The organism is Planomonospora sp. ID91781 (assembly GCF_015711595.1).
GTDB lineage: Bacteria > Actinomycetota > Actinomycetes > Streptosporangiales > Streptosporangiaceae > Planomonospora > Planomonospora parontospora.
Map to the genome: position 1 here is coordinate 66,999 of NZ_JABTEY010000002.1, position 24,496 is coordinate 91,494.

A 24,496-nucleotide genomic window follows, 5' to 3' on the forward strand; every position below is an offset into this window, starting at 1 on the left:
CGAGTAGGGTGCGGCCATGGCGTTGCACCCCCAGGCCGAGGCCTACCTGAAGCTCTTCCCCACCGATCTCGGCACGCCCCTCGCCGAGCTCACCCCTGAGACGATCGCCCAGATGCGGGCCCTGGACGGGTTCGCCGAACAGCGGGGACCGGTCGTCCCGCTCCCGGTGGTGCGCGACGGGAGCGCGGCGGGCGTGCCCGTGCGCGTCTACCGGGCGGACGACGGCGACCACCCGCTTCCGGTGATCGTCTACTTCCACGGCGGCGGCTGGGTGTTCGGCAGCGTGGCCCGCAACGACGCGCTCGCCCGGGACCTGGCCGTGCGCACCGGCGCGGTGGTGGTCTCGGTGGACTACCGGCTCGCCCCGGAGCATCCCTTCCCCGCCGCGGCCGACGACGCGCTGGCCGCGGTCCGGGACGTCTTCGCCCGTCCGGCCGCCTACGGTGCCGACCCGGAGCGGATCGCGGTGCTGGGCGACAGTGCGGGCGGCAACCTCGCCGCCGTGGCCGCCTGGCAGGCCAGGGACGCCGGGCTGCGCCTGGCCCACCAGGTGCTGGTCTACCCGGTCGCCGACGTCGCCATGGACACGCCCAGCTACCGGACCTACGCCACCGGCTACGGGCTCGGCGCCGACGAGATGGCCTGGTTCGCCGCGCAGTACGGCGGCGACCCGGCCGACCCGCGGCTGGCCCCGCTTCGTCTGGCCGACAAGGCGGGCCTGGCCCCCGCCACGGTGCTCACCGCCGAGTGCGACCCGCTCTGCGACGAGGGCGAGGCGTACGCCGCCGGGCTCGCGGCGGCGGGGGTCCCGGTCGAGTACCGGTGCTACGCCGGGGCGATCCACGGCTTCTTCGGCCTGCCCGGCTTCTTCGACCAGGCGGCCGAGGCGCGCGAGTACGCGGCCGCGCGGCTGAAGGAGGCCTTCGCGTGACGGACCGGACTCCGGGCGGCGGACGCCCGTGCCGCGCCCGCTGACCGCCGGACATCCGTAGCCCCGGACGCCGCCCCGGACGCCGGACGCCGCTCCGGCGCCCGTCCGTGGCCCGTCCGTGGCCTGTCCGTGGCCCGGTCTCCGGCTCCGGGTCACGCCGGGTCGGGCAGGCGGCTCAGCACCGGGTTCCGCACCTGCTGGAAGATCACCGAGGTGCGGAACCCGGCGATCTCGCGGCGCTGGCTGAGCCGGTCGAGCAGGAAACCGTGCAGGTGGTCCAGGTCCTGCACGGCGACGTGGAGCAGGAAGTCGTCGCCGCCCGCCAGCACGAAGACGCTCAGCACCTGGGGCAGGGCGCTGACTGACTCCTTGAAGCTGTCGATGACGGCCCGGCTGAGCGGGCGGACCTGCACCGAGACCATGGCCTGGACGCTCCGGTTGAGGGCGGCGTGGTCGATTTCGGCGTGGTAGCCGCGGATCACCCCCCGCCGGGTGAGCGCGCGCACGCGCTCCAGGCAGGTCGAGGGGGCGATGCCGAGCAGCCGGGCGAGCTCCCGGTTGGACCGCCGCGCATCCGTCTGGAGAAGGCGGATGATTTCCGTATCAAGTTCGTCCATGACGGTGATTATGCCGTGATTCCGGTCGAACGTTCGATGAAAGGCCGTTTTCTTCGTTCGTCTGGCTACCTTCCTTGGCATATGACCGATCGATGGGAAGGCCGGTGTGCGGTGCCGGAAACGAGTGCGACGCGGGTGGCGGGGGCACGGGGGACGGGCGGTGCGGGGCCGGGCGGCCGGCTGGGACCGGGACAGGGCACGGCGCTGCTCCTCGGGGCGGTGCTCGGGCCCGGCGTGCTCGCCCTGCCGCACCTGGCCGCGGCCGCCGCCGGACCGGCCTCGATCGTGGCCTGGGCCGCGCTGCTGGCGCTCAGCGCGCCGGTGGCGCTGACCTTCGCCGCGCTGGGCGGCCGGTTCCCCGACGGCGGCGGGGTGGCGGCGTTCGCCGCGCGGGCCTTCGGCGCCCGGACCGCGGCGGTGACCGGCTGGTGGTTCTACTTCGCGGTCCCGGTCGGAGTGCCGGCCGGAGCCCTGATCGGAGCCGAGTACGTCTCCTCGGCCCTGGGGCTGGGCGCCGGCGGGACCCTGGCGGTGACCTGCGGGCTGCTGGCGGCGGCGTTCGCCGCCAACCACGCGGGCCTGCGGTTCTCCGGCGGGCTGCAGCTCCTGCTGGCGGTCCTGCTCGTCGCGCTCCTGGTCGCGGCGGTGGCGGCGGCCCTGCCCGCCGTACGGCCCGGCAACTTCACGCCGTTCGCCCCGCACGGACCGGAGGGGGTCGCCCGGGCCGCCGGAGTGCTGTTCTTCGCCTTCGTCGGCTGGGAGGCGGCCAGCCACCTGTCGGCCGAGTTCGCCGATCCCCGCCGCCACCTGCCGCGGGCCACGGTGCTCACCCTGGCGGTCGTGGGCGTGCTCTACACCGGGCTGGCGGTGAGCGTGATCGGCGTGCTCGGCGGGCGGGCGGCCGTCTCACCGGTCCCGCTCGCCCTGCTGCTGGAGCACGGCGCCGGGAGCCTGGCCGGGCCGGTCACCGCCGGAGCGGCCCTGCTGCTGAGCTTCGGCGCGATCAACACCTACGTGGCCGGGGGCGCCCGGCTCGGCGCCGCGCTGGCCCGCGACGGCGCACTGCCCGCCTGGCTGGCCGGCGGCGCGGGCCCGGCGCGGGTGGGGCACGGCGCGGACTCGGCGCGGGTGGGGCATGACGCGGACCCGGGCCGGGTGCCGCACCGCAGCCTGCTCCTGCTGGCCGTGCTCTCCGGCGCGGTGACCGCGGCGGTGGCGGGCTCCGGGCTCGGACTCGACCCGCTGATGCGGGCGACCTCGGCCTGCCTGGCCGCGGTCACCGCGGTCGGCGTCGCCGCCGCGACCCGCCTGCTGTCCGGGGCCGGGCGGCGGACCGCGGCGGTGGCCACGGTCCTCACCCTGGCGCTGCTGGCCGCCTGCGGGCCGTACCTGCTGGTGCCGCTGGTGCTGGCGGCGGGCGCGGCGGCCGCCGGGCGGGTGCGGGTCAGAAGCTCCGCGGCAGGCCGAGGACCTGGGTGGCCAGGTGGTTGAGGAGCAGTTCCTCGGTGACCGGGGCGACCCTGCCGATGCGGGCGTCGGCCAGCAGCCGGGCGACGGGGTACTCCAGCGAGTAGGCCATGCCCCCGTGGGTCTGGAAGGCGTGGTCGGCCGCCTCCCAGGCCGCCTGGGAGGCGGTCAGCTTGGCGATGTTGGCCTCGGTGCCGCACGGCCGCCGCTCGTCGAAGAGCCAGGCGGCCTTGTACAGCATCAGCCTGGCCAGCTCGATCTTGGCCTTGACCTGGGCGAGGGGGAAGGCGACGGCCTGGTTGGCGCCGATCGGGCGGCCGAAGACCTCGCGCTCCTTCGCGTACTGCACGGCCGCCCGCAGCGCGACCTCGGCGCCGCCGAGCGCGGATGCGGCCAGCAGGATGCGCTCGGGGTTGAGGATGTCCCACAGCACCCGCGCGCCCTGGTCCGCCTCGCCGACGACGTTCGCCGCCGGCACGCGCAGGTCGTCGATGAAGACCGTGTTGGACGGCGTGGTGTTGGCGCCCATCTTGGGGATCGGCCGGTAGGAGAGCCGGCCCGCGGCGACGGCCTCGGGCACGTTCACCAGCAGGACGGTCAGGCCGTGACTGCGTGGGCGGGCCTCGGCGGCGGGCACGGTCCGGGTGACCAGGAGCATCCAGGCGGCGCGCTGCACGCCGGTGATCCAGATCTTCTGGCCGTTGACCACGAACTCGTCGCCGTCGCGGCGGGCGGAGGTCGAGATGCCGAGCGCGTTGGAGCCGGCGTCGGGTTCGGTGAGGGCGAAGCAGGTCTCGATCTCGCCGGTGGCCAGCCGGGGCAGCAGCTCCTCGCGCTGGCGCGCGCTGCCGTGCCGGGCCAGGGTCATCGCGCCGAAGCCGGGGGTCAGGACGTAGGTGAACGCCGAGCCTCCGGCCGCGCCGGAGGCGGAGAGGGTCTCGGTGGCCACGGCCAGCTCCAGCAGGCCCTGGCCGCCTCCGCCGTACTCCTCGGGGACGGCCAGCCCCAGCCAGCCGCCCTTGGCCAGCTCCGCCCAGACCTCCTCCGGCCAGCGCTTGTCGGACTCGCAGCGCTGCCAGTAGCCGAGGTCGTAGCGTGAGCAGATGTCGGCGACGCCGCGCTGTACGGCCAGCGCGCTCTCCGGAAGAGTGAAGTCCACCCTGATCGGCTCCGTCCTGGTCGCGTGCGCAGCGAACCGGTTGCGCACGCAATGGTAGAACGAAGTTCGGTCAGAAGGCGAGGGTCACGCGCGCGGGCGCCGCGCGTGGTACACGAAGGCCGGCGGGACGTTCGCCCACACCGTCCGGCCCGTGACGACCTCCTCGAAGGTGCGGTGCAGGCGCCGCCGGAAGCGCCGCGCGGGCGGCAGGTGCTTGGCGAAGCTGTAGGCGAAGGTGGTGAAGGCCGCGTTCGGCCCCATGACGGCGGCGACGGCGTCCAGCAGGCTCGCCTGCGTCCCCTCGGAGAACGCGGCCCAGGGCAGCCCGCTCACGACCGCGTCGGCCTGGAGGAAGCCCCGCCGCTCCAGCAGGTCCGGCAGTTCCGCCGCGTCCGCGACCACGACGTCGACCTTGGGGTGGCGGGCCGCGAGGAACTCCGCCAGCTTCGGGTTGATCTCGACCGCCAGGTGGTGCCCCCGGCCGCCCAGCCGCCGCTGGATCTCCGCGGTGAACGCGCCGGTGCCGGGGCCGAGCTCGACGATCACCGGATCGCCCCGGTGGGGGATCGGTGCGGTCACGGCCTCGGCGAGCCGGCGGGAACTCGGTGCCACGGCTCCGGTGGTCCCCGGGGCCCGCATCCACTGCCCCAGGAAGACCGCGGTGTCATTGGTCATGATGTGAAGGTTAAGGGTTCTTTGGCCGTTGATTACCGGTCATTCGGCCGATCTTCCGGCCAGTAGGAGGAGGCGCCGCCCTTCGGGAGGATGAGCGGACCGCCTGCGCGGGCGGATACCTTTTCGCTATGAGATCCCGCGGTCCGGTGCCGGACGTCCTTCTGGCGCTCGCCGGGATCGCCCTCGGCCTCGTCGTCTCCGGCAAGACCGGCGAGCCCGCGCCGTGGCCGGCCGCGGCGGCGCTCGCCCTGCTGGCCGGGGCCCCGATGGGGTTCGTCCGGCGCGGTCCGCTGGTGGTCTGCGCCTACTACGCGGCCTTCCTGGTCGTCGGCGACCGGTTCCCCGCGTTCGCCACCGACACCGCGCAGATCCTGCTCCCGGTGGCCGTGGGGATCCTCGCCCACCGCGACGCCTGGCGCCGGATCGTGCCCGGCGCGGTCCTGGCCGGCGCCGCCACCGCGGTCAACCTCGCCGACCCGGCGACCGCCCTCACCGCCGCCACCTGGTACTTCCCGCTCGGGATGAGCGCGGTCCCGGTCGTGGTCGGCCGCTACCTGCGCAGCCCCATCGAGGCGGTGGCCGAGGTGGAGCGCCGGCCCGGCCTGGACCTGCTGCTGGCCGGCGGCGGGGTGGCCTTCATGGTCCTGGACACCTGGACCGGCTGGGACGCCGGGCCGTGGCCCGTCTGGGGGGTGGGCTGGTTCGTGATCGGCTGCGGGCTCACCGCCGGGCTGGTCCGCCTGCTCCCCGGCACGGCCTTCGCGCTGCAGGCCGTACTGGTGCTGCTGGCCGACCAGAACGCGCAGTTCGCCGCGAACTCGCTGCAGGGCCTGTTCCTGGTGACGCTGGGCGCCTTCGCGATGTACGCCTCGTGGTCCTGGACCGCCGTCGCCTACCTGCTCGCCGCCGGGGTGACCGCGTTGAACGTCGTCGGCGACGAACTGGCCGAGGTGACCCCGCTGCGCATCGCCGCCCTGATGGCCATGGTGGCCGCGCCGGTCATCATCGGCCGCTACCTCGGCGTCCGGCGGGCCGCCGCGGGCCTGCAGCTGGCCATGGCCGAGGAGGCCAGGCAGCTGGCCGCCGAGCGCGCCCGGGCCGACCTGCTGGCCGAGCGCGAGCGCATCGCCCGCGACGTCCACGACATCGTCGCCCACCACGTCGGCGCCATGGTGCTGCGGGCCGGCGCCGCGCAGTACGCCGCGCCGTCGGGGCCGGTGGCCGAGGCGCTGGCCGACATCCGCGCCACCGGCCACCAGGTGCTGGAGGACCTGCGGGGCCTGCTCAACGTGCTGCGCGACCCCGAACTGGCCCACCTGCCCGTCGCCGACCCCGAGGAGGTGGTCCGCGACGCGGTGGAGCGGATGAACGCCGCCGGGCTGGAGGTCGAGCTCCGCCTCGACCCGGGGGCCGAGTCCGTCCCCCTGGTGACGCGCGCCTCGGCCGCCAGGATCGTCCAGGAGGGCCTGACCAACGTCCTCAAGCACGCCGGGCCCGGCACCCGTGCGACCGTCGAGCTGCGGGACGCCGGCGGCGCGCTGGAGGTGAACGTGCTCAGCGGCCCGCCGCCGGGGCCCCGCGACGCGCTGCCCTCCTCGGGGCAGGGCATCGCGGGCATGCGCGAGCGGGCCCGCGCCCTGGGCGGGGACCTGTCCGCCGGTCCCCGCCCGGACGGCGGCTGGCGGCTGGCGGCGACGCTCCCGGTGGAGCGCCCCGGCCATCCGGCCGGATATTCGTGCGGGATGACGCCGCAGTACAGACTGCTGCCGTGGCGTCGCGAGGAGGAGGAGACGGTGTGAGCGGGCGCGGTGCGGCCCAGTCCCGGCGGCAGGGGGAGGAGGCCCCGTGATCCGGGTCGTCGTCGCCGACGACCAGGCGCTGGTGCGCGCGGGCGTGCGGATGCTCCTGGAGGCGGCGGGGGAGATGGAGGTCTGCGGCGAGGCCGTGGACGGCGCGCAGGCCGTCGAGCACGCCGAGCGGCTCCGCCCCGACGTGCTGCTGATGGATCTGCGCATGCCCCGGGTGGACGGGCTGGAGGCCACCCGGCGGATCCTGGCGGCCTGGCCCGCCGCGCGGATCGTCATCCTGACCACGTTCGCCGAGGACGAGAACGTCTACGCGGCGCTGCGGGCCGGGGCGATCGGCTTCCTGGTGAAGGACGACGAGCCGGAGCGGATGGTCGACGCCGTGCGCCGGGCCGCCGCGGGGGAGCCGCTGCTGGCCCCCTCCGTGCTGCGCCGCGTGGTGGAGCGCGCCCTGGCGGCCGAGGAGCAGGCCGGCCCGCGCGTCCCGGCCGGGCTCACCGACCGGGAGCTGGAGGTGCTCTCCCTGGTCGGGGCGGGACTGTCCAACGGGGAGATCGCCGACGCCCTCCACGTGGGCGTGACCACCGTCAAGACCCACGTCTCCACCGCCATGGACAAGCTGGGCCTGCGCAACCGCATCCAGGCGGCGGTGGTCGCCCACCGGATCGGCCTGGTCGGCGCGGACTTCCGCCCGGTACGGAATCCTCCCCGCGGCGGACCGGCGGGTCCGCCCCCGGGCTGACGACGGGAGCGCCCCCTCGCGGCCACGATGTGCTGCCAGGCAACCACCGCGAGGAAGGACACCTCTCATGCAGGAGGTCATCACCCAGGGCCGCGCCGCCCAGACCCGCCCGGTCTCCACCGGCCTGCTGTACGGCCTGCGCGTCCTGGTCACCGCGCAGGCGGCCGGGCTGATCGTCGCGGCCTCGTTCGCCGGCCAGGCCGTGAACGGCGGGGCGGACCTGGCCGAGACCCACGTGATGGCGGGCATGGCGGTGCACCTGATCGCCCTCCTGCAGATCGTGGCGGCCGTGCTGGTCTGGCGGCCGGGCCGCGGCGCGGGCTGGCCCGCGCTGGCCAGCCTCGGCCTGTTCCTGGTCGGGATGGGCCAGCACTTCAGCTGGGAGGCGCTCGGCACCCACGTGCCCAGCGGGCTCGCGCTGTTCGGGCTGACCGTGGCCGTGCTCGTCTGGGCCTGGTCGCCCCGCGCCGCCGCGCGCCGCTCCTGACCCTGCGGCCGGACCGCGACCGGACCGCGACCGGACCGCGACCGGACCCGGCCGCCCGTCCGAGGGCGGCCGGGCCCGGATCTCAGTAACGGAAACCGGAGACCAGCGTGTGCAGCCGGGCCGACAGCCCGGCCAGCTCGGCCGCGGCCCGCTGGCTCTCGCCCACGCCCTCGGCCGTCACGCGCGCCGCCCCGGCCAGCACCGAGATGTTGGCCGCGATGTCCGCGCTGCCCTGCGCGGCCTCGGCCACACTGCGGTTCATCTCCCCGGTGGTGGCGGTCTGCTCCTCCACCGCACCGGCGATCGTCAGCTGGTAGTCGTTGATCCTGCCGATGATCGTCGAGATCTCCGCGATGGCCGCCACCGCGCTCTCGGTGTCGGCCTGGATCGCCTCGACCCGCTTGGAGATGTCCTCGGTCGCCTTGGCCGTCTCCTGCGCCAGGTCCTTGACCTCGCCCGCCACGACCGCGAAGCCCTTGCCGGCGTCCCCGGCCCGCGCCGCCTCGATGGTGGCGTTCAGGGCCAGCAGGTTGGTCTGCTCGGCGATCGAGGTGATGGTCTTGATCACGCTGCCGATCTCCGCCGACGAGGCGCCGAGCTTGGCGACGGTCTCGTTGGTGGAGGCGGCGACCTCCACCGCCTTCGAGGCGACCTTGGCGCCCTCGCCGGCGTTGTGCGCGATCTCCCGGATGGACGCGCCCATCTCCTCGCTGCCGGCCGAGACGGTCTGCACGTTGTGCGAGACCTGGCCGGCGGCGGCTGCGACGTTGCCGGCCTGGGTGGAGGCCTCGTCCGCGCTGGCGGCGATGCGGTCGCTGACGCCCGACAACTCGGTCGAGCTGGCGGCCAGCGTGTCGGCGCTGGTGGCCAGCGCCTCGATGGCCTCGCGGATGGCCGTGTTGGCCTGGTTGACCGCCACCGCCATCTCGCCGACCTCGTCGCGGGAGGTCACCTCGACGGTCCGGGTCAGATCGCCCCGGGCCATGGCGGAGAGGGTCTGCGACAGCTTCCGCAGCGTGCCGACCATCGTGCGGGCGATCAGCAGGGCGACGACCACGGAGAGCGCCAGGCCGACCGTGAGCAGCACGATGACCGAGACACGGGCGTCCTCGTAGCCGGCGTTGCCGGCGGCGACCATCATCTCGCTCGCCTTCCGCTCGTTGTCCACCAGCTTGTCCATCAGGACGTTGAGCTCCATGGAGGTCTCGCCGAGCCGGGTGGCGGCCTGGGCGAGGTCCGTGCCCGATCCTGCGGGCAGGGGCGCGCCGAACATCACGGCGTCGCGCAGGACCTCGAACTCCTGCCACACCTCCTCGAAGGCGGCCAGGTCCTGCTGCAGGGGCTGGTAATCCGCGACGTCCGCCCTGTAGGCCTCGAACGCGGCGGTCACCTGGTCGGTGTAGTCGTGCACCTGCCGGGTGCGCTCGGCCCGCTTCTCGGGGGCCCGCTCGAGGACGGCGCCCACCGAGGTGTTGTACATGTCGGCCATCCGGGCGCGGACCTCGCCGAGGGCGGCCTGGTTGGTGTTGGCCCTCCCCATCGACCGCATGTCTTCGTTCATCGTCGACATGCGGCTGAGCGCCGTCACGCCGATCACGCCTGCCATGACGGCCACCAGCGCCACGGCGACGAGCATTTTGGTGCTGATGCGCAGGTCGGCGAAGCGACCGCGCAGCGCGTTGCGGCGTACGGTCACCGCGGGGGGTTCAATTCGGTCAAGAGGGGGTTCACGGCAGGTCCTTTCCAGCGCTGAACCGGGGGAGGGCTGTACGACGGTCCCGGGTGGGGGCGTCGCCGTTCCATCGGTGCGGGAGGAAGGGAACTGAGGAGAGCCGCGGGATGCGACGGAGGTCACCCGGACCGCCGTCCGCCGCGGAGCCCGGCGCACGCGGCCCCGCGGTCCGGCGGGTTCCGGACCGCGGGGCCGCGGGACCCGCCGGTCAGTCGGCCAGAGGCAGGTAGACGCGGTTGCCGTTCGCCGCGAACTCCTCGGCCTTGGCCCGCAGGCCGGCCTCGACGTCGTCGCCGGACAGGCCCGCGCCGCCGCCGTACGCGGCCGCGATGTCGTGGCTGATCCGCATCGAGCAGAACTTCGGCCCGCACATGGAGCAGAAGTGCGCGGTCTTGGCCGGGGCGGCGGGCAGGGTCTCGTCGTGGAAGGACCGGGCCGTGTCGGGATCCAGGGACAGGTCGAACTGGTCCTCCCAGCGGAACTCGAACCGCGCGTCGGACAGGGCGTCGTCCCGGGCCTGGGCCCCCGGGTGGCCCTTGGCGAGGTCGGCCGCGTGCGCCGCGATCTTGTAGGTGATCACGCCGGTCTTCACGTCGTCCCTGTCCGGCAGCCCCAGGTGCTCCTTGGGCGTGACGTAGCAGAGCATGGCGGTGCCGTACCAGCCGATCATCGCCGCGCCGATGGCGGAGGTGATGTGGTCGTAGCCGGGGGCGACGTCCGTGGTCAGCGGGCCGAGGGTGTAGAACGGCGCGTCGTCGCAGAGCTCGCGCTGCAGGTCGACGTTCTCCTTGATCTTGTGCATGGGCACGTGGCCCGGGCCTTCGACCATCACCTGGACGTCGTGTGCGTGGGCGATCCTCGTGAGCTCGCCGAGCGTGCGCAGCTCGGCGAACTGGGCCTCGTCGTTGGCGTCGGCGATCGACCCCGGGCGCAGGCCGTCGCCGAGAGAGAACGCCACGTCGTAGGCGGCCAGGATCTCGCAGATGTCGGCGAAGCGCTCGTACAGGAAGCTCTCGCGGTGGTGGGCCAGGCACCAGGCCGCCATGATCGAGCCGCCCCGGGAGACGATGCCGGTCTTGCGTCCGACGGTCAGCGGCACGTGGGCCAGCCGTACCCCGGCGTGCACGGTGAAGTAGTCCACGCCCTGCTCGCACTGCTCGATCAGGGTGTCGCGGTAGACCTCCCAGGACAGCTCCTCGGGGCGGCCGCCGACCTTCTCCAGCGCCTGGTAGAGGGGGACGGTCCCGATCGGCACCGGGGAGTTGCGGATGATCCACTCGCGGGTGGTGTGGATGTTGCGGCCGGTGGACAGGTCCATCACGGTGTCGGCGCCCCACCGGGTCGCCCAGGTCATCTTGTCGACCTCCTCGGCGATGGTGGAGGCCACGGCCGAGTTGCCGATGTTGGCGTTGATCTTCACGAGGAAGTTGCGGCCGATGATCATCGGCTCGCTCTCCGGGTGGTTGACGTTGGCCGGGATGATCGCCCGTCCGGCGGCCACCTCGTCGCGGACGAACTCCGGGCTCACCCCCTCGCGGACGGCGACGAACCGCATCTCCTCGGTGATCACGCCGCGCCGGGCGTAGGCGAGCTGGGTCACCGGCGCCCCCGCCGCCCGCAGCGGCCGATGGCCGCCGCCGGTGAAGACGGCGTCCAGCGAGCGCAGGTCGCGCGACCGGGACTCGGGGTCCCGGTAGCCGTCGTCGCCCGGCTCGACCGGGCGGCCGCCGTACCGGACCACGTCGCCCCGGCCGGTGATCCACTCCTCGCGCAGGCGGGGCAGGCCGCGGGTGATGTCGACGGTCACCGCGGGGTCGGCGTAGGGGCCCGAGGTGTCGTACAGCGTGACGGACTCGCCGTTGGTCAGCCGGACCTCGCGCATGGGGACGCGGAGGTCACCGCAGTAGATCTTGGAACTGGTCGGGCGCGCGTCGGACATCGCGCAAACTCCCTTCGCCGGCATTACCCGGAGCAGGTTCTGGCGGTCGGCGGCCGTTCCAGCCGTCCTCTCAGCCCGGTTCTCCGGGCTCCCGCGTTGGTCGGCGAAACCATAACGCGATCTTCACGCCGATCGCCAGCCCGCACGGCGGTGAGGGATATGTCACTCCTCCGGGCCGAGGCCGGTTACCGGCCCCCGAGCCGCGACGCGTCAGCGTCGCCATCAACACAGTAGTGTCACCCTCAGGTACGGGGAGGGGACGAACGGGTGAATGCGGAAGTTTCGGGGACCGAGGACCGGATCTGGACGGTCCCCAACGCGCTGAGCCTGGCCAGGCTGCTGGGCGTGCCCGTCTTCCTCTGGCTCGTGCTCGGCCCCGAGGCCGACGGCTGGGCCGTCGCGCTGCTGATGCTCGCCGGGTTCTCCGACTGGCTCGACGGCAAGATCGCCCGAGCGTGGAACCAGACCAGCAGGCTCGGCAGGCTGCTGGACCCGCTGGCCGACCGGCTCTACATCCTGGCGACACTGCTCGGCCTGGCGCTGCGCGGCATCATCCCGTGGTGGCTGGCGCTCGTCATCCCGCTGCGGGACGTCATGCTGCTGGGCATCCCGCCGATCCTGCGCCGCCTGGGGTACGGCCCGGCGCTCCCGGTGCACTTCCTGGGCAAGGCCGCCACCGCCAACCTGCTCTACTCCTTCCCCCTCCTCTTCCTCGCCCACCACGACGCGTGGTACGCCGGCCCCGCCCGGATCCTCGGCTGGGCGCTGGCCATCTGGGGCGTGGGGCTGTACTGGTGGTCGGGGGTGCTGTATTGGGTACAGGTGCGGCAACTTCTCAAAGGAGCTGGAACGCCTTAATGAGGTGATTCGTGAAGGCCGTCGTGATGGCGGGCGGGGAGGGGACACGGCTCCGGCCGATGACCGCCAACCAGCCCAAACCGCTGCTGCCCGTGGTCAACCGGCCGATCATGGAACACGTGCTGCGGCTGCTGAAGAGGCACGGGTTCACCGAGACCGTGGTGACCGTGCAGTTCCTGGCCGCCCTCGTCCGCACCTACTTCGGTGACGGCGACGAGCTCGGCATGGACCTGTACTACGCCACGGAGGAGACGCCGCTCGGCACGGCCGGCAGCGTCAAGAACGCCGCGGACGAGCTCCGCGACGACCGGTTCCTGGTCATCTCCGGTGACGCGCTCACCGACATCGACCTGACCGACATGGTCCGGTTCCACCGGGAGCAGGGCGCGTTGGTCACCATCGGGCTCAAGCGCGTGCCCAACCCGCTGGAGTTCGGCATCGTCATCGCCGACGAGCGGGGCCGGGTCGAGCGCTTCCTGGAGAAGCCCACCTGGGGCCAGGTCTTCTCCGACACGGTCAACACCGGCATCTACGTGATGGAGCCCGAGATCCTCGACGAGGTCGCCGCGGGGGAGCCGGTCGACTGGTCGGCGGACGTCTTCCCCCGCCTGCTGGCGCGCGGGGCCCCGATCTTCGGCTACGTGGCGGAGGGCTACTGGGAGGACGTCGGCACCCACGAGAGCTACCTGGCGGTCCAGGCCGACGTGCTCTCCGGCCGGGTGGCGGTGGACCTCGACGCCTTCGAGCTCTCGCCCGGAGTCTGGGTGGCCGAGGGCGCCGTGGTGGACCCGGACGCCGTGCTCAAGGGCCCGCTGTACATCGGCGACTACGCCAAGGTCGAAGCCGGCGCCGAGCTGCGCGAGTACACCGTGCTGGGGAGCAACGCGGTGGTCCGCGAGGGCGCCTTCCTGCACCGGGCGGTGGTCCACGACAACGTCTACGTCGGCCCGGGGGTCCACCTGCGCGGCTGCGTCATCGGCAAGAACAGCGACCTGATGACGGGGGCCCGGATCGAGGAGAGCGCCGTCATCGGGGACGAGTGCGTCATCGAGGCCGAGGCCTACGTCTCCTCCGGCGTCAAGGTCTACCCGTTCAAGACCGTCGAGGCCGGGGCGGTGGTGAACACCAGCGTGATCTGGGAGTCCCGCGGCCAGCGCAGCCTGTTCGGTCCCCGGGGGGTCTCCGGGCTCGTCAACGTCGAGATCACCCCCGAGCTGTGCGTACGGCTGGCCAGCGCCTACGCCACGACGCTGCGCAAGGGCGCCTCGGTCGTCACCTCCCGCGACTCCTCGCGCGCGGCGCGGGCCCTGAAGCGGGCGGTGATCAGCGCCCTGAACGCCAGCGCCATCAACGTGCTGGACCTGGAGGCCACCCCGCTGCCCGTCTCCCGCTTCCACACGGCCAAGGAGAATGCCGTCGGCGGGATCGCGCTGCGCACCACCGCGGGCGACCCGCAGAGCGTGGACATCGTCTTCATGGACGACAGCGGCGCCGACCTGTCCCGGTCCGCGCAGCGGAAACTGGAACGGGTCTTCTCCCGCCAGGAGTTCCGCCGGGCCTTCCCCGGCGAGATCGCCGAGCTCGGCTTCCCCCCGCGGGCGGTCGAGGACTACACCCACGAGCTGCTGCGCCGGGTGGACATGACCGGCGTGCGCGACGCCGACATGAAGGTCGTGGTCGACTGCGCCGGGGGCACCTCCTCCCTGGTGCTGCCGAGCCTGCTGGGCAGGGCCGGGGTCGACGTGCTGACCGTCAACAACCGGCTGGACGAGGCCTCGCCCACCGAGACCTTCGCCGAGCGCCGCCGCGACCTGCAGCGCCTGGCGGAGCTGGTCGGCTCCTCCCGGGCGGCGTTCGGGGTGCGGTTCGACCCGGTGGGCGAGCGGGTCTCGCTGGTCAACGAGACGGGCCAGCTGATCAGTGAGGAGCGCGCCCTGCTGGTCGTGCTGGACCTGGTCGCGGCCGAGCGGCGCGGCGGCCGGGTGGCGCTGCCGGTGACCACCACGCGGGTGGCCGAGCAGGTCTGCCGCTTCCACGGCGTGCAGGTCGAATGGACCTCCACCGCGCTCGACGCGCTCACCGCGGCCTCCCGCGCGCCGGACATGGTGTTCGCCGGGGACGGGCGCGGCGGGTTCATCGTGCCGGAGTTCGGCCCGGCGGTGGACGGGCTGGCGGTCTTCCTGCGCCTGCTCGGCCTGGTCGCCAGGACCCGGCTCTCGCTCAGCCAGATCGACGCCAGGATCCCCGTCGCCAGGCTGCTGCGCCGTACGGTGCCGACCCCCTGGGCGGCCAAGGGGGCGGTGATGCGCTCGGTCATCGAGGCGGCCGAGCGCCAGCGCATCGACACCACCGACGGCGTGCGGGTCGTCGGCGAGGACGGGAGCTGGACGCTGGTCCTGCCCGACCCCTCCGAGGCGGTCACCCACCTGTGGGCCGAGGGGCCCGACGCCGACTCCGCGCAGGTCCTGCTGGAGCACTGGGCCCGGATCGTGGAACGGGCGGCCGGCCCGTGAGCCGGGTGACCCCGCCGGGCGGGCGGGGATCGAGGGCCTGCGGGGCGGAGGGAGTCCGGGACGGGAGAGGTCTGAGGGACGTGGGAGAACCTGGCGGGCGGCGCGACGCGCCCGGCTTGGCGAAGATATGGACCTTGGGCCTTCCCCGCCTGTAACTTTGTCCCCGACCGAACCCCCGGTCCAGTGCTCGCCTTGACCTTTGCGCCTCAGCGGCGTAAGTTGCGGCATTCGCAGTTTGAGCAAACACTTGAGAAGCGAAGAAGCGAGGCGCGCATCCCCGAGCACCGTTGCCGCGCCTTCGCGGTAGGAGGCCGAGCCGATCGATGCCGAGCGTCTACTGCACGCAGTGCGGTCATGCCAACCCCGAGGACGCGCGTTTCTGTTCTCGCTGCGGGTCGCCGCTGACCAGAGCCGAGACACCCGGAGACAGCACGTCGACGATCTCCCTCTCCGGGATCGAGGCCTACGAGGCGGAGACAGGGGAGGCGCTCCTCGCCGAGCGGCAGGCCGTCGAGCAGTTGCCCCCGGGCACGGCCCTGCTCGTCGTCCAGCGCGGTCCCAACGCCGGCAGTCGCTTCCTGCTGGACAGTGACCTCACCACCGTGGGCCGCCACCCGGAGAGCGACATCTTCCTGGACGACATCACCGTCTCGCGGCGCCACGTGGAGTTCTACCGGCGCGGCGGCGGCGTGTTCACCGTCCGCGACGTGGGCAGTCTCAACGGCACCTACGTCAACCGCGAGCGGATCGAGGAGGTCCCGCTCTACGGCGGTGACGAGGTGCAGATCGGCAAGTTCCGCCTGGTGTTCCTCACCCGCGGCGCCGCTGGAGGATGATGAGCCCGCAGGCCGCTCGTGCGCACATGAGCATCGGGGAGGTGCTCGCCCTGCTGCAGGGCGAGTTCCCCGACGTCAGCATCTCCAAGATCCGTTTCTTGGAGGGCGAGGGGTTGATCGAACCGGAGCGCAGTCCCTCCGGCTACCGCAAGTTCACCTACGCCGACGTCGAGCGGCTCCGCTACATCCTCAGCGAGCAGCGTGACCGCTACCTGCCGCTGCGCGTGATCAAGGACCGGCTGGAGGAGGCCGACCGCGAGGAGCGGCCCGTCGCCCGGCCGCGCGCCGTGCCCTCGGAGGCGCAGCCGGAGGTCCGGCTCAGCCGCGAGGAGCTCCTGGCCGCCGCCGAGATCGACGAGGAGACCCTGGCCGAGCTCGAGGACTACGGACTGCTGGCGGCCGTGGCCCGGCACTACGACGCCGAGGCGCTGGCCGTGGCCCGCAGCGTCGGCGCGCTGTCCGCCTTCGGTCTCCGGGCCCGCCACCTGAGGGCGGTCAGGGCCGCCGCCGAGCGGGAGGCCGGGCTCGTGGAGCAGGCCGTCGCGCCGCTGCTGCGCCGTCGCGCGCCCGGTGCGATCGACCGGGCCGACGAGACCGCCAGGGAGATCTCCGGCCTGCTGCTGGAATTGCACGCCTCGCTGCTGCGTTCCGGTGTTCGTGGGGTCCTGGGCCGGTGAGGGCCTGACCGGGCGCCCGCGCCCCCGCGGGTGTTACGTTGAATGAAACGGTTGAACCCAGCGAAAACGGAGCAGCCCGTGTTGCAGATGGAGGTCGTGGGCGTCCGGGTCGAGATGCCCTCCAACCAGCCGATCGTCCTGCTGAAGGAGGCACACGGGGAGCGCTACCTGCCGATCTGGATCGGGATGACCGAGGCGACCGCGATCGCCATGGCGCAGGCCGAGGAGCCGCCGCCCCGGCCGCTCACGCACGACCTGTTCCGTGACGTCATCGACGCGCTCGGGGTCCGGCTGACCACGGTGAACATCGTCGCGCTCCGGGAGGGGATCTTCTTCGCGGACCTGGTGTTCTCCAACGGGGCCGAGGTGAGCGCCCGGCCGTCGGACTCCATCGCCCTGGCCCTGCGCACCGGTGCCCGCATCTTCGCCAGCGAGGACGTCGTCAGGGAGGCCGGAGTGATCATTCCTGAGGACCAGGAGGGGCAGGAGGACGAGGTGGAGAAGTTCAGGGAGTTCCTTGACCAGATCTCGCCGGAGGACTTCGGCCGTGCGGGGTAGGAATTTCGGTGCATTTACGCTTCACGACGCGCCGAGTGGGGTCGTTGACTGAGGCAGATCCCAGTCTTACGGTGCGAGTGAACCTGTGGCCGTGTACAAACCCCCAGATCAGGCCATGGGATGAGAGAAAGCCGGAGGTCCGCAGTGGCGGTCAGCAGCGGCGAAGGAAAGGCGGCCGGCCAGGATGATCCGGGGCGGCGCCGGTCGGCGCGCCAGCGCGCCGGAGAAGAAGGCCTGCTGTTCGACGGGCGACCGGTGAGCCCGCCCGCCGACGTCGGCTATCGAGGCCCCACGGCCTGCACCGCTGCCGGGATCACCTACCGGCAGCTGGACTACTGGGCGCGCACCGGCCTGGTGGAGCCCACCGTCAGGGCCGCCCACGGCTCCGGCACCCAGCGGCTGTACGGCTTCCGCGACATCCTGGTGCTCAAGGTCGTCAAACGCCTGCTCGACACGGGCGTCTCCCTGCAGCAGATCCGGATCGCCGTGCACCACCTGCGCTCCCGCGGGGCCGGCGACCTGGCCCAGATCACCCTGATGAGCGACGGGGCCAGCGTCTACGAGTGCACCTCGCCCGACGAGGTCATCGACCTGCTGCAGGGCGGCCAAGGTGTGTTCGGCATCGCGCTGGGCCGGGTCTGGCAGGAGGTGGAGGGCTCCCTGGCGGAGCTTCCCGGCGAGCGTGCGGAGAGCGACGAAGGCCCTTTAGGCGATCACCCCGGCGATGAGCTGGCCCGCCGTCGGCAGGCTCGGCGCACGGGGTAAAGTTGTTCTCGCTGACGACCCTGTGCGGGAGAGACCCCGACCATGGTCGGGGCGCCGAAGGAGCAACCTCCCCGGAATCTCTCAGGCACCCTGTACCGCACGGACGAGGCAACTCTGGAAAGCAGGTGCGTCCGCCAGGCGCGTCTCACCGACGGTGAAAGCCTCCCCGTCAGGGGCAGGTGAAGCTCTCAGGTCGAGATGACAGAGGGGGAGATCCGGCCCGTACGCCCGCGCCCAGCGCCGGTCTCCACCGCCTCGGGAGGCTTTCCATGACCGACCTGTCACCCCTCAGCGAGCTCGCCCCCCCGCCGTTCGCCACCCGCCACATCGGGCCCGACGACGCCGACCAGACCCGCATGCTGGAGGCGGTCGGATTCGCCTCCGTCGCCGACCTGACCGCGGTGGCCGTGCCCGAGGTGATCCGCTCCGCGGACCGGCTGGAGCTGCCCTCGGCGGCGAGCGAGACCGAGGCGATCGGGGAGCTGCGCGCGCTGGCCGCCCGCAACACCGTGCTCACCTCGATGATCGGCCTCGGCTACCACGACACGGTCACCCCCGCGGTCATCCGCCGCAACCTGCTGGAGAACCCCGGCTGGTACACCGCGTACACCCCCTACCAGCCGGAGATCTCCCAGGGCCGGCTGGAGGCCCTGCTCAACTTCCAGACGGTCGTCTCCGACCTCACCGGGCTCGACATCGCCGGCGCCTCCCTGCTGGACGAGGCCACCGCCGCGGCCGAGGCGATGACCCTGGCCCGCCGCGCCGGCCGGGCGAAGTCGGACGTGTTCGTGGTCGACGCCGACGCGCTGCCGCAGACCAAGGCCGTGCTGCGCACCCGCGCCGAGCCGCTCGGCATCGAGCTGGTCGAGAGCGACCTGTCCGGGGAGCTCCCCGAGTGCTTCGGCGTCCTGGTGCAGTACCCCGGCGCGAGCGGCCGGATCCGCGACTTCCGCGCGGTCGCCGAGGCCGCCCGCGCCCGCGGCGCCCAGGTCGTGGCCGCCGCCGACCTGCTGGCGCTCACGGTGCTCACCCCGCCCGGCGAGCTCGGCGCCGACATCGCGATCGGCTCCTCCCAGCGGTTCGGCGTCCCGCTCGGCTTCGGCGGCCCGCACGCGGCCTACATGGCGGTCCGCGAGGGTCTCCAGAGGCAGATGCCCGGCCGGCTGGTCGGCGTCTCCCAGGACGCCGACGGGCGCCCCGCCTACCGGCTCGCGCTGCAGACCCGCGAGCAGCACATCCGCCGGGAGAAGGCCACCAGCAACATCTGCACCGCGCAGGTGCTGCTCGCCGTGATCGCCGGCATGTACGCCGTCCACCACGGCCCCGACGGCCTGCGCCGGATCGCCCGGCGCGTGCACCGGCTCGCCGTGGTGCTCGCCGAGGGCCTGCGCCAGGGCGGCGTGGAGGTCGTGCACGACGTCTTCTTCGACACCGTGCTCGCCCGGGTGCCCGGCCGCGCGGAGCGGGTCGTCGCGACCGCCCGCGACAACGGGGTCAACCTCCGCCTGGTCGACGCCGACCACGTGGGCGTCAGCTGCGACGAGAAGACCGAGCTGCTCCACCTGGAGCAGGTCCTGGCCGCCTTCGAGGTCAGCGGCGCGGTCCTGGCCGACCTGGACGCCGCCGCGCACGACGCGCTCCCCGCCGAGCTGCTGCGCACGAGCGACTACCTCACCCACCCGGTCTTCCACGCCCACCGCTCCGAGACCGCGCTCCTGCGCTACCTGCGCCGGCTCCAGGACAAGGACGTCGCGCTCGACCGGTCGATGATCCCGCTGGGCTCCTGCACCATGAAGCTCAACGCGACCACCGAGATGGAGCCGATCACCTGGCCGGAGTTCGCCGGCCTGCACCCGTACGCCCCCGAGGACCAGGTCGAGGGCTATCTGGAGCTCATCAGGGAGCTGGAGCGCTGGCTGGCCGAGGTCACCGGCTACGACGCCGTGTCGATCCAGCCCAACGCCGGCTCCCAGGGCGAGTTCGCCGGCCTGCTGGCCATCCGCGCCTACCACCGGGCTCGGGGCGAGGCCGGTCGCGAGGTCTGCCTCATCCCGTCCTCGGCGCACGGCACCAACGCCGCCAGCGCCGTCATGGCGGGCATGAAGGTGGTCGTGGTGGCCTGCGACGACGACGGCAACGTCGACCTCGGCGACCTGGAGGCCAAGATCGAGGCGCACCGCGACCGGCTCGCCGCGATCATGGTCACCTACCCGTCCACGCACGGCGTGTACGAGGAGGGCATCACCCGGGTCTGCGAGCTGGTCCACGAGGCCGGCGGCCAGGTCTACGTCGACGGCGCCAACCTCAACGCCCTGGTCGGCCTGGCCAAGCCCGGCGAGTTCGGAGCCGACGTGTCCCACCTGAACCTGCACAAGACCTTCTGCATCCCGCACGGCGGCGGCGGCCCCGGTGTCGGCCCGGTCGCGGTCCGCGCCCACCTCGCCGACTACCTGCCCGGCCACCCGCTGCGCGAGGGCTCGGCGGTCGGCCCGGTCTCCGCCGCGCCGTACGGCTCGGCCGGCATCCTGCCGATCTCCTGGGCCTACATCCGGATGATGGGCGGCGAGGGCCTCAAGGCCGCGACCGAGCAGGCCATCCTGTCGGCCAACTACCTGGCCCGCCGACTGGCTCCGCACTACCCGGTCCTGTACACCGGCCGGGGCGGGCTGGTCGCCCACGAGTGCATCGTCGACCTGCGCCAGATCACCAAGGAGACCGGCGTCACCGTCGACGACGTGGCCAAGCGCCTGGTCGACTACGGCTTCCACGCGCCGACCATGTCCTTCCCGGTGGCCGGGACGCTGATGATCGAGCCGACCGAGAGCGAGGACCTGGCCGAGCTCGACCGGTTCTGCGACGCGATGATCGCGATCCGGGAGGAGATCGGGAAGGTCGCCTCGGGGGCCTACGACCGGACCGACAACCCGCTGCGCAACGCGCCGCACACCGCCGACTGCGTCGCCGCCGACGAGTGGTCCCACGCCTACACGCGCACCGAGGCCGCCTACCCGGTGCCGTCGCTGCGCGAGGGCAAGTACTGGTCGCCGGTGCGCCGCATCGACCAGGCCTACGGCGACCGCAACCTCGTCTGCTCCTGCCCGCCGCTGGAGGCGTACGAGGACTGACCCGCCCGCCGTACGGCCCGCCCGCGGGACCGCACGGATCACCGCGTATGCGAAGACGCGGACGGCCCCGAGTCGTTAGGCTCGGGGCCGTTCCTTACCCGGGGAGGATCTTGAATGCCGGACGTCGACACACACCCCCTGGAGGTCGCGCGCAGGCTGGCCGAGGACGGCGACCTGGACGGCGCCGCCGCGATCTTCGCCGAGCTGGCCGCCGACGCCGACGGGCCCGACCGGGCCCAGGCAGCGGTGGGGCTGGCCGTGGTGCTCCAGGAGCGGGGGGACGTGCCGGGGGCCCGTGCCGCCGCGCGCACCGCGCTGGCGACGGGGCATCCGGAGTTCGCCGCGCAGGCGGCCTGCCTGCTCGCCGAGAGCTTCGAGAGCGAGGACCTGACCGATCAGGCCAGGGCGGCCTGGCAGGCCGCCCTGGGGCTCGGGAACCCCGGCTACGCACCGCTGGCGCACATGGCCCTGGCCCGGCTGGCCGCGGACGAGCGGGAGGCGGAGGAGGCGCTGCGGGCCGCCCTGGCCACCGGGGACCCGGAGATCGCCTCCCGGGCGGCCCAGCGGCTGGCGGAGTTCCTCCTGGAGGAGGGGGAACCCGGGGAAGCGGCCGACGTGCTCCTGGAGGCGCTGGCGGTGCCGGACGTGGCCGATCCGCCGCGGCTGCGGGTGCTGCTCGGCGTGGCGCACCTGGAACTGGCGTGCGCGGAGTTCGAGGGGGCGGTGGAGGAGGGCGGCGACGTCGAGACGAGCGCGCTGGCCATCGAGCTCCTGGCCCGGACGCTCCCGCTGCGGGGGCGCGACGAGGACGCCGAGCGGGTGTGGGACTACGGCCTCGGCCATGCCGACGAGCGGCTGGCCGCCCAGGTCCGGCTGCGCCGCGACCGCGACCTGCCGTAGCGAGTGGCGGTTCCGCCGCCGCGGGCCCACCCTCATGCGGGACGGAGCAGGAGCCGTGTCACGGTCCCTGCTGGGAGCGGGCGGACCGGGCACCGCTCGGGGGCCGGGCCGTCCGGCCCGGCGGCCGATCCACCCGTGGGAGCACCCCCTCCGGGGGGGCACGGCCCCGGCGGGGGACGGCGGCCGGATCAGTAGTCGCGGTAGTCGCGGCGGCGCCAGCCGCCCAGCGCGTGGGCGAGGTTGACCGCGATGATGCCGCCCCAGGCGAGCAGCAGGCCGGCGACCCCGGCCTCGCCCGCGGCGATGCCGGTCAGCGGGATGCCGATGCCCAGTGAGCCCAGCGCGATCGTGGCCGACGAATCACCGCTCCTGCGCTGCTTCTTGGGGGGCGGTCCGTAGGGTGCGGAGCCGGTGGCATGCACCTCGGCCCGCACGCGGGCGGCGATGGTCGCGTCGAGCCGTTCGACGAACGACTCGACGAGCGCCGTTTCGTACTCGGGGCCCAGTTCGCGCCGGGCGTCGAGGGTGGCGCGCATGTCCTGGCGGATGTCGTGGTTTTCCTGCACGTTCCCAGTCTGCACCCTGCGCGGGGGCATGGCATCGGTCATCAGGACGAGATCCGCGGACGGCACCGGTAGCGTTCCCCCATGGAGATCGTGACGCCGCACGGCCCGGCGCGGGCCGAGATCGACCCGGTTCCGGACCCCAGGTTCCTGCTGGTCCTCACGCACGGCTCGGCCGGGGGAGTGGAGGCGCCGGACCTGCTGGCCGTACGGGACGCCGTGCTGGGGATCGGCGGCCTGGTCGCCCGGGTGACGCAGCCGTTCCGGTTGCGCGGTGCGCACGCGCCGGGCTCGGCGGTCAAGCAGGACGAGGCGTGGGCGGCCGCGGTGGCGGAGGTCCGCCGGAGTCACCCCGGCCTGCCGCTGGTGCAGGGCGGGCGGAGCAACGGGGCCAGGGTGGCGTGCCGTACGGCGGGCGCGGTGGGGGCCGAGGCGGTCGTCGCACTGGCCTTCCCGCTGCACCCGCCGAGCAGGCCGGAGCGCTCCCGCGCGCAGGAACTGCGCGCCGCGGGCGTGGACGTGCTGGCGGTCAGCGGGGACCGGGACCCCTTCGGCGTGCCGGCGGCGGAGGACGTCGCACGCCTGGTCGTGCTGCCGGGGGAGGGACACGACCTGAAGAAGGACCCCGCCCTGGTGGGCGGGGCCGTGGCCGGGTGGCTCGACGCCAGGGCGCGGGCCCGGCGCTGATCAGACAGGGCGCGGCCCGCCCCCGGTGACGCGGATGCTCAGGAGACGCCGGCCAGGGGGCGGTGCGGCTCGATGACGGCACCATCGGGCAGCAGCTCACCGGTGTCCTCGAACAGCACCACGCCGTTGCAGAGAAGGCTCCACCCCTGCTCGGGGTGGGCGACCACGGTGCGGGCGGCCTCGCGGCCCGGCCCATCGGCGGAAGGGCAGGACGGCTCGTGCGGGCACATCGGCGTGCCTCCAGATCTCTCGTGTCGGCTCGCCGGGGTCGACGTCGGCGATCGGCGGGCACCGTCACCGATGGGACCCCGTTCCCACGTATGACGAGGGACGAGCGTTTGCGGTTGACATATGACGGTGCACGCCTCGAACGGGGTGAGGCGTGCACACTGAACAGCTCAAGTGTGTGACGGGTCACACCCGCGCGACATAGTCAGTTAGGACCGTTTGAGGGCCATTGGAAGTGGCCCTTCGGTCCCAGTGGGGGCGTGACCTATGACACCGGTATGTGACCTATGACACAGCGTGCCGCATCACCCGATAACCGGCCAAGTGCGACACGCCGGAGATTGTGTAAACGATCGGTTGTGAACCGGAGAGCCGACCGGAGCCGCCTCCGCGTCCCGGGCCGTCCGCGCCGGTCCGGGAGGGGTCAGCTCCGGGTGAGGCCGGCCAGCAGGGCGTCGAGCCCCCGCTCGAAATCCGCGTCGGCCGCCGCGCTGCCGCCGCCTCTGGAGGGCGGCAGCCACGGCTCGGCGTCATCCTCCGGACCGGCGGGCTCGGCCCAGCCCGACTGCTGGACCTCCACCGCCACCGCGCCGAAGACGTAGGCGCGCAGCGCCCGCACGGCCTGGGCCGCGTCCGGCAGCCCCGCCTCGGCCAGCTGTTCGGTCTGCTCCCGCACGGCCATCGCGGCCTGCCCCTTGGGTGGCTTGGTCAGGGCCAGGGCGAGCACTCCGGGGTGCTCCCGCAGTGCGGCGCGGCTCGCCCGGCACCACTCGCGCGCGGTCTCCCGCCAGTCGCCGCCGGGCTCCACGTGGACAGTGGTGACGTGCTCGGCGAGGGCGTCCATCAGCGCGTCCTTGCCGCGGGGCAGGTGGTGGTAGATGGCCATCGCCTCCACCTGGAGCGCGTCGCCCAGCCGCCGCATGGTCAGCCGCCGCAGCCCCTGGCTGTCGGCGATGTGCAGGGCCGCCTCGATGATGCGCTCCCTGGACAGGGGGATCGGTGGTCGCTTGGCCGGCATGGAGCCATCCTGCCACCAGCTGCCTTACTGTGTAAAGGAAATCGCCGGTTCCGTCGGCGGCGTGTCCGCCGGGCCGGCACCGGGTCGGCACCGGGTCGGCACTGAGGCGGCACCGGGGCGGCACCGGGGCGGCACTGAGCCGCTCGCCGGTGCCGCGCGGTGCCGCATGGTGCGCCGCCGTCCCCTGAGTGCGTGGGCCCGCGGCGGACGGCGT

22 protein-coding genes and 2 riboswitches are annotated in these 24,496 nt (G+C 73.4%); of the genes, 14 read left to right on the top strand and 8 right to left on the bottom strand.

Annotation, left to right across the window (positions count from 1 at the left end):
- Positions 1–16 precede the first annotated feature (16 nt).
- A complete protein-coding gene (locus tag HS048_RS19505) occupies positions 17–931 on the top strand; it encodes an alpha/beta hydrolase (protein ID WP_196468153.1) in 915 nt (304 codons plus the stop codon).
- A 152-nt stretch (positions 932–1,083) separates the two neighbouring features.
- Here the strand turns inward: HS048_RS19505 and HS048_RS19510 are convergent, their stop codons facing one another.
- Positions 1,084–1,548, bottom strand: a complete 465-nt coding sequence (locus HS048_RS19510; protein ID WP_068900652.1) for an Lrp/AsnC family transcriptional regulator — start codon at positions 1,546–1,548, stop codon at positions 1,084–1,086.
- Positions 1,549–1,683: 135 nt separating this feature from the next.
- On the opposite strand from HS048_RS19510, the gene HS048_RS19515 reads away from it, so the two are divergent.
- On the top strand, positions 1,684–3,039 hold the full coding sequence (locus HS048_RS19515) for an APC family permease (RefSeq protein ID WP_196468154.1): 1,356 nt from the start codon (positions 1,684–1,686) through the stop codon (positions 3,037–3,039).
- On the opposite strand, the gene HS048_RS19520 is transcribed toward HS048_RS19515, so the two are convergent.
- Positions 2,993–4,174 carry an acyl-CoA dehydrogenase family protein gene (locus HS048_RS19520; RefSeq protein ID WP_068900656.1) on the bottom strand — a complete coding sequence of 394 codons (1,182 nt, stop codon included), beginning with the start codon at positions 4,172–4,174 and terminating at the stop codon, positions 2,993–2,995. The two genes, HS048_RS19515 and HS048_RS19520, sit on opposite strands and share 47 nt — an antisense overlap.
- Positions 4,175–4,258: 84 nt before the next feature.
- Positions 4,259–4,849: a class I SAM-dependent methyltransferase gene (locus HS048_RS19525; protein ID WP_068900658.1), complete on the bottom strand. Its 591-nt coding sequence runs from the start codon at positions 4,847–4,849 to the stop codon at positions 4,259–4,261.
- Positions 4,850–4,977: 128 nt separating this feature from the next.
- On the opposite strand from HS048_RS19525, the gene HS048_RS19530 reads away from it, so the two are divergent.
- From HS048_RS19530 to HS048_RS19540, 3 genes are all read left to right on the top strand, one after another.
- On the top strand, positions 4,978–6,648 hold the full coding sequence (locus HS048_RS19530; RefSeq protein WP_068900659.1) for a sensor histidine kinase: 1,671 nt from the start codon (positions 4,978–4,980) through the stop codon (positions 6,646–6,648).
- Positions 6,649–6,694: 46 nt separating this feature from the next.
- Positions 6,695–7,396: a response regulator transcription factor gene (locus tag HS048_RS19535; protein ID WP_068900661.1), complete on the top strand. Its 702-nt coding sequence runs from the start codon at positions 6,695–6,697 to the stop codon at positions 7,394–7,396.
- Positions 7,397–7,463: 67 nt separating this feature from the next.
- A complete protein-coding gene (locus tag HS048_RS19540) occupies positions 7,464–7,883 on the top strand; it encodes a hypothetical protein (protein ID WP_068900663.1) in 420 nt (139 codons plus the stop codon).
- Positions 7,884–7,965: 82 nt separating this feature from the next.
- Here HS048_RS19540 and HS048_RS19545 read toward each other — a convergent pair whose 3' ends face one another.
- Together HS048_RS19545 and thiC are read right to left on the bottom strand one after the other, a co-directional pair.
- Positions 7,966–9,579, bottom strand: a complete 1,614-nt coding sequence (locus HS048_RS19545; protein WP_196468155.1) for a methyl-accepting chemotaxis protein — start codon at positions 9,577–9,579, stop codon at positions 7,966–7,968.
- Between the two features lie 244 nt (positions 9,580–9,823).
- Positions 9,824–11,554 carry a phosphomethylpyrimidine synthase ThiC gene (gene thiC, locus HS048_RS19550; RefSeq protein WP_196468156.1) on the bottom strand — a complete coding sequence of 577 codons (1,731 nt, stop codon included), beginning with the start codon at positions 11,552–11,554 and terminating at the stop codon, positions 9,824–9,826.
- Positions 11,547–11,659: riboswitch (TPP riboswitch) on the bottom strand. Its footprint overlaps the gene before it by 8 nt.
- Before the next feature lie 162 nt (positions 11,660–11,821).
- Between thiC and HS048_RS19555 the strand changes: the two genes are divergently transcribed.
- From HS048_RS19555 to HS048_RS19590, 8 genes are all read left to right on the top strand, one after another.
- Positions 11,822–12,412 (top strand): CDP-alcohol phosphatidyltransferase family protein, encoded by a 591-nt coding sequence (locus HS048_RS19555; RefSeq protein ID WP_068900667.1) that lies wholly within the window; start codon positions 11,822–11,824, stop codon positions 12,410–12,412.
- A gap of 11 nt (positions 12,413–12,423) precedes the next feature.
- The gene (locus HS048_RS19560) at positions 12,424–14,925 is read left to right on the top strand and encodes a mannose-1-phosphate guanyltransferase (RefSeq protein WP_068900669.1); all 2,502 of its coding nucleotides are present in this window, start codon (positions 12,424–12,426) and stop codon (positions 14,923–14,925) included.
- A 323-nt stretch (positions 14,926–15,248) separates the two neighbouring features.
- On the top strand, positions 15,249–15,761 hold the full coding sequence (locus tag HS048_RS19565; protein ID WP_068900670.1) for an FHA domain-containing protein: 513 nt from the start codon (positions 15,249–15,251) through the stop codon (positions 15,759–15,761).
- 26 nt (positions 15,762–15,787) lie between these two features.
- Positions 15,788–16,438, top strand: a complete 651-nt coding sequence (locus tag HS048_RS19570) for a MerR family transcriptional regulator (protein WP_229798260.1) — start codon at positions 15,788–15,790, stop codon at positions 16,436–16,438.
- Between the two features lie 78 nt (positions 16,439–16,516).
- Positions 16,517–16,996, top strand: a complete 480-nt coding sequence (locus HS048_RS19575) for a bifunctional nuclease family protein (protein ID WP_153054485.1) — start codon at positions 16,517–16,519, stop codon at positions 16,994–16,996.
- Positions 16,997–17,140: 144 nt separating this feature from the next.
- Positions 17,141–17,761: a MerR family transcriptional regulator gene (locus HS048_RS19580; protein WP_068900674.1), complete on the top strand. Its 621-nt coding sequence runs from the start codon at positions 17,141–17,143 to the stop codon at positions 17,759–17,761.
- A gap of 15 nt (positions 17,762–17,776) precedes the next feature.
- Positions 17,777–17,869, top strand: a riboswitch (glycine riboswitch).
- Between the two features lie 161 nt (positions 17,870–18,030).
- On the top strand, positions 18,031–20,886 hold the full coding sequence (gene gcvP / locus HS048_RS19585; protein ID WP_196468158.1) for an aminomethyl-transferring glycine dehydrogenase: 2,856 nt from the start codon (positions 18,031–18,033) through the stop codon (positions 20,884–20,886).
- Positions 20,887–21,000: 114 nt separating this feature from the next.
- Positions 21,001–21,786: a hypothetical protein gene (locus tag HS048_RS19590; protein WP_196468159.1), complete on the top strand. Its 786-nt coding sequence runs from the start codon at positions 21,001–21,003 to the stop codon at positions 21,784–21,786.
- A 188-nt stretch (positions 21,787–21,974) separates the two neighbouring features.
- Here the strand turns inward: HS048_RS19590 and HS048_RS19595 are convergent, their stop codons facing one another.
- A complete protein-coding gene (locus HS048_RS19595; protein ID WP_196468160.1) occupies positions 21,975–22,352 on the bottom strand; it encodes a hypothetical protein in 378 nt (125 codons plus the stop codon).
- An 81-nt stretch (positions 22,353–22,433) separates the two neighbouring features.
- Between HS048_RS19595 and HS048_RS19600 the strand changes: the two genes are divergently transcribed.
- Positions 22,434–23,036 carry an alpha/beta family hydrolase gene (locus HS048_RS19600; RefSeq protein WP_196468161.1) on the top strand — a complete coding sequence of 201 codons (603 nt, stop codon included), beginning with the start codon at positions 22,434–22,436 and terminating at the stop codon, positions 23,034–23,036.
- Between the two features lie 38 nt (positions 23,037–23,074).
- Here the strand turns inward: HS048_RS19600 and HS048_RS19605 are convergent, their stop codons facing one another.
- Positions 23,075–23,266 carry a DUF5999 family protein gene (locus HS048_RS19605; protein WP_068900681.1) on the bottom strand — a complete coding sequence of 64 codons (192 nt, stop codon included), beginning with the start codon at positions 23,264–23,266 and terminating at the stop codon, positions 23,075–23,077.
- Positions 23,267–23,688: 422 nt separating this feature from the next.
- Positions 23,689–24,282 (bottom strand): TetR/AcrR family transcriptional regulator C-terminal domain-containing protein, encoded by a 594-nt coding sequence (locus HS048_RS19610; RefSeq protein WP_196468162.1) that lies wholly within the window; start codon positions 24,280–24,282, stop codon positions 23,689–23,691.
- Positions 24,283–24,496 lie beyond the last annotated feature (214 nt).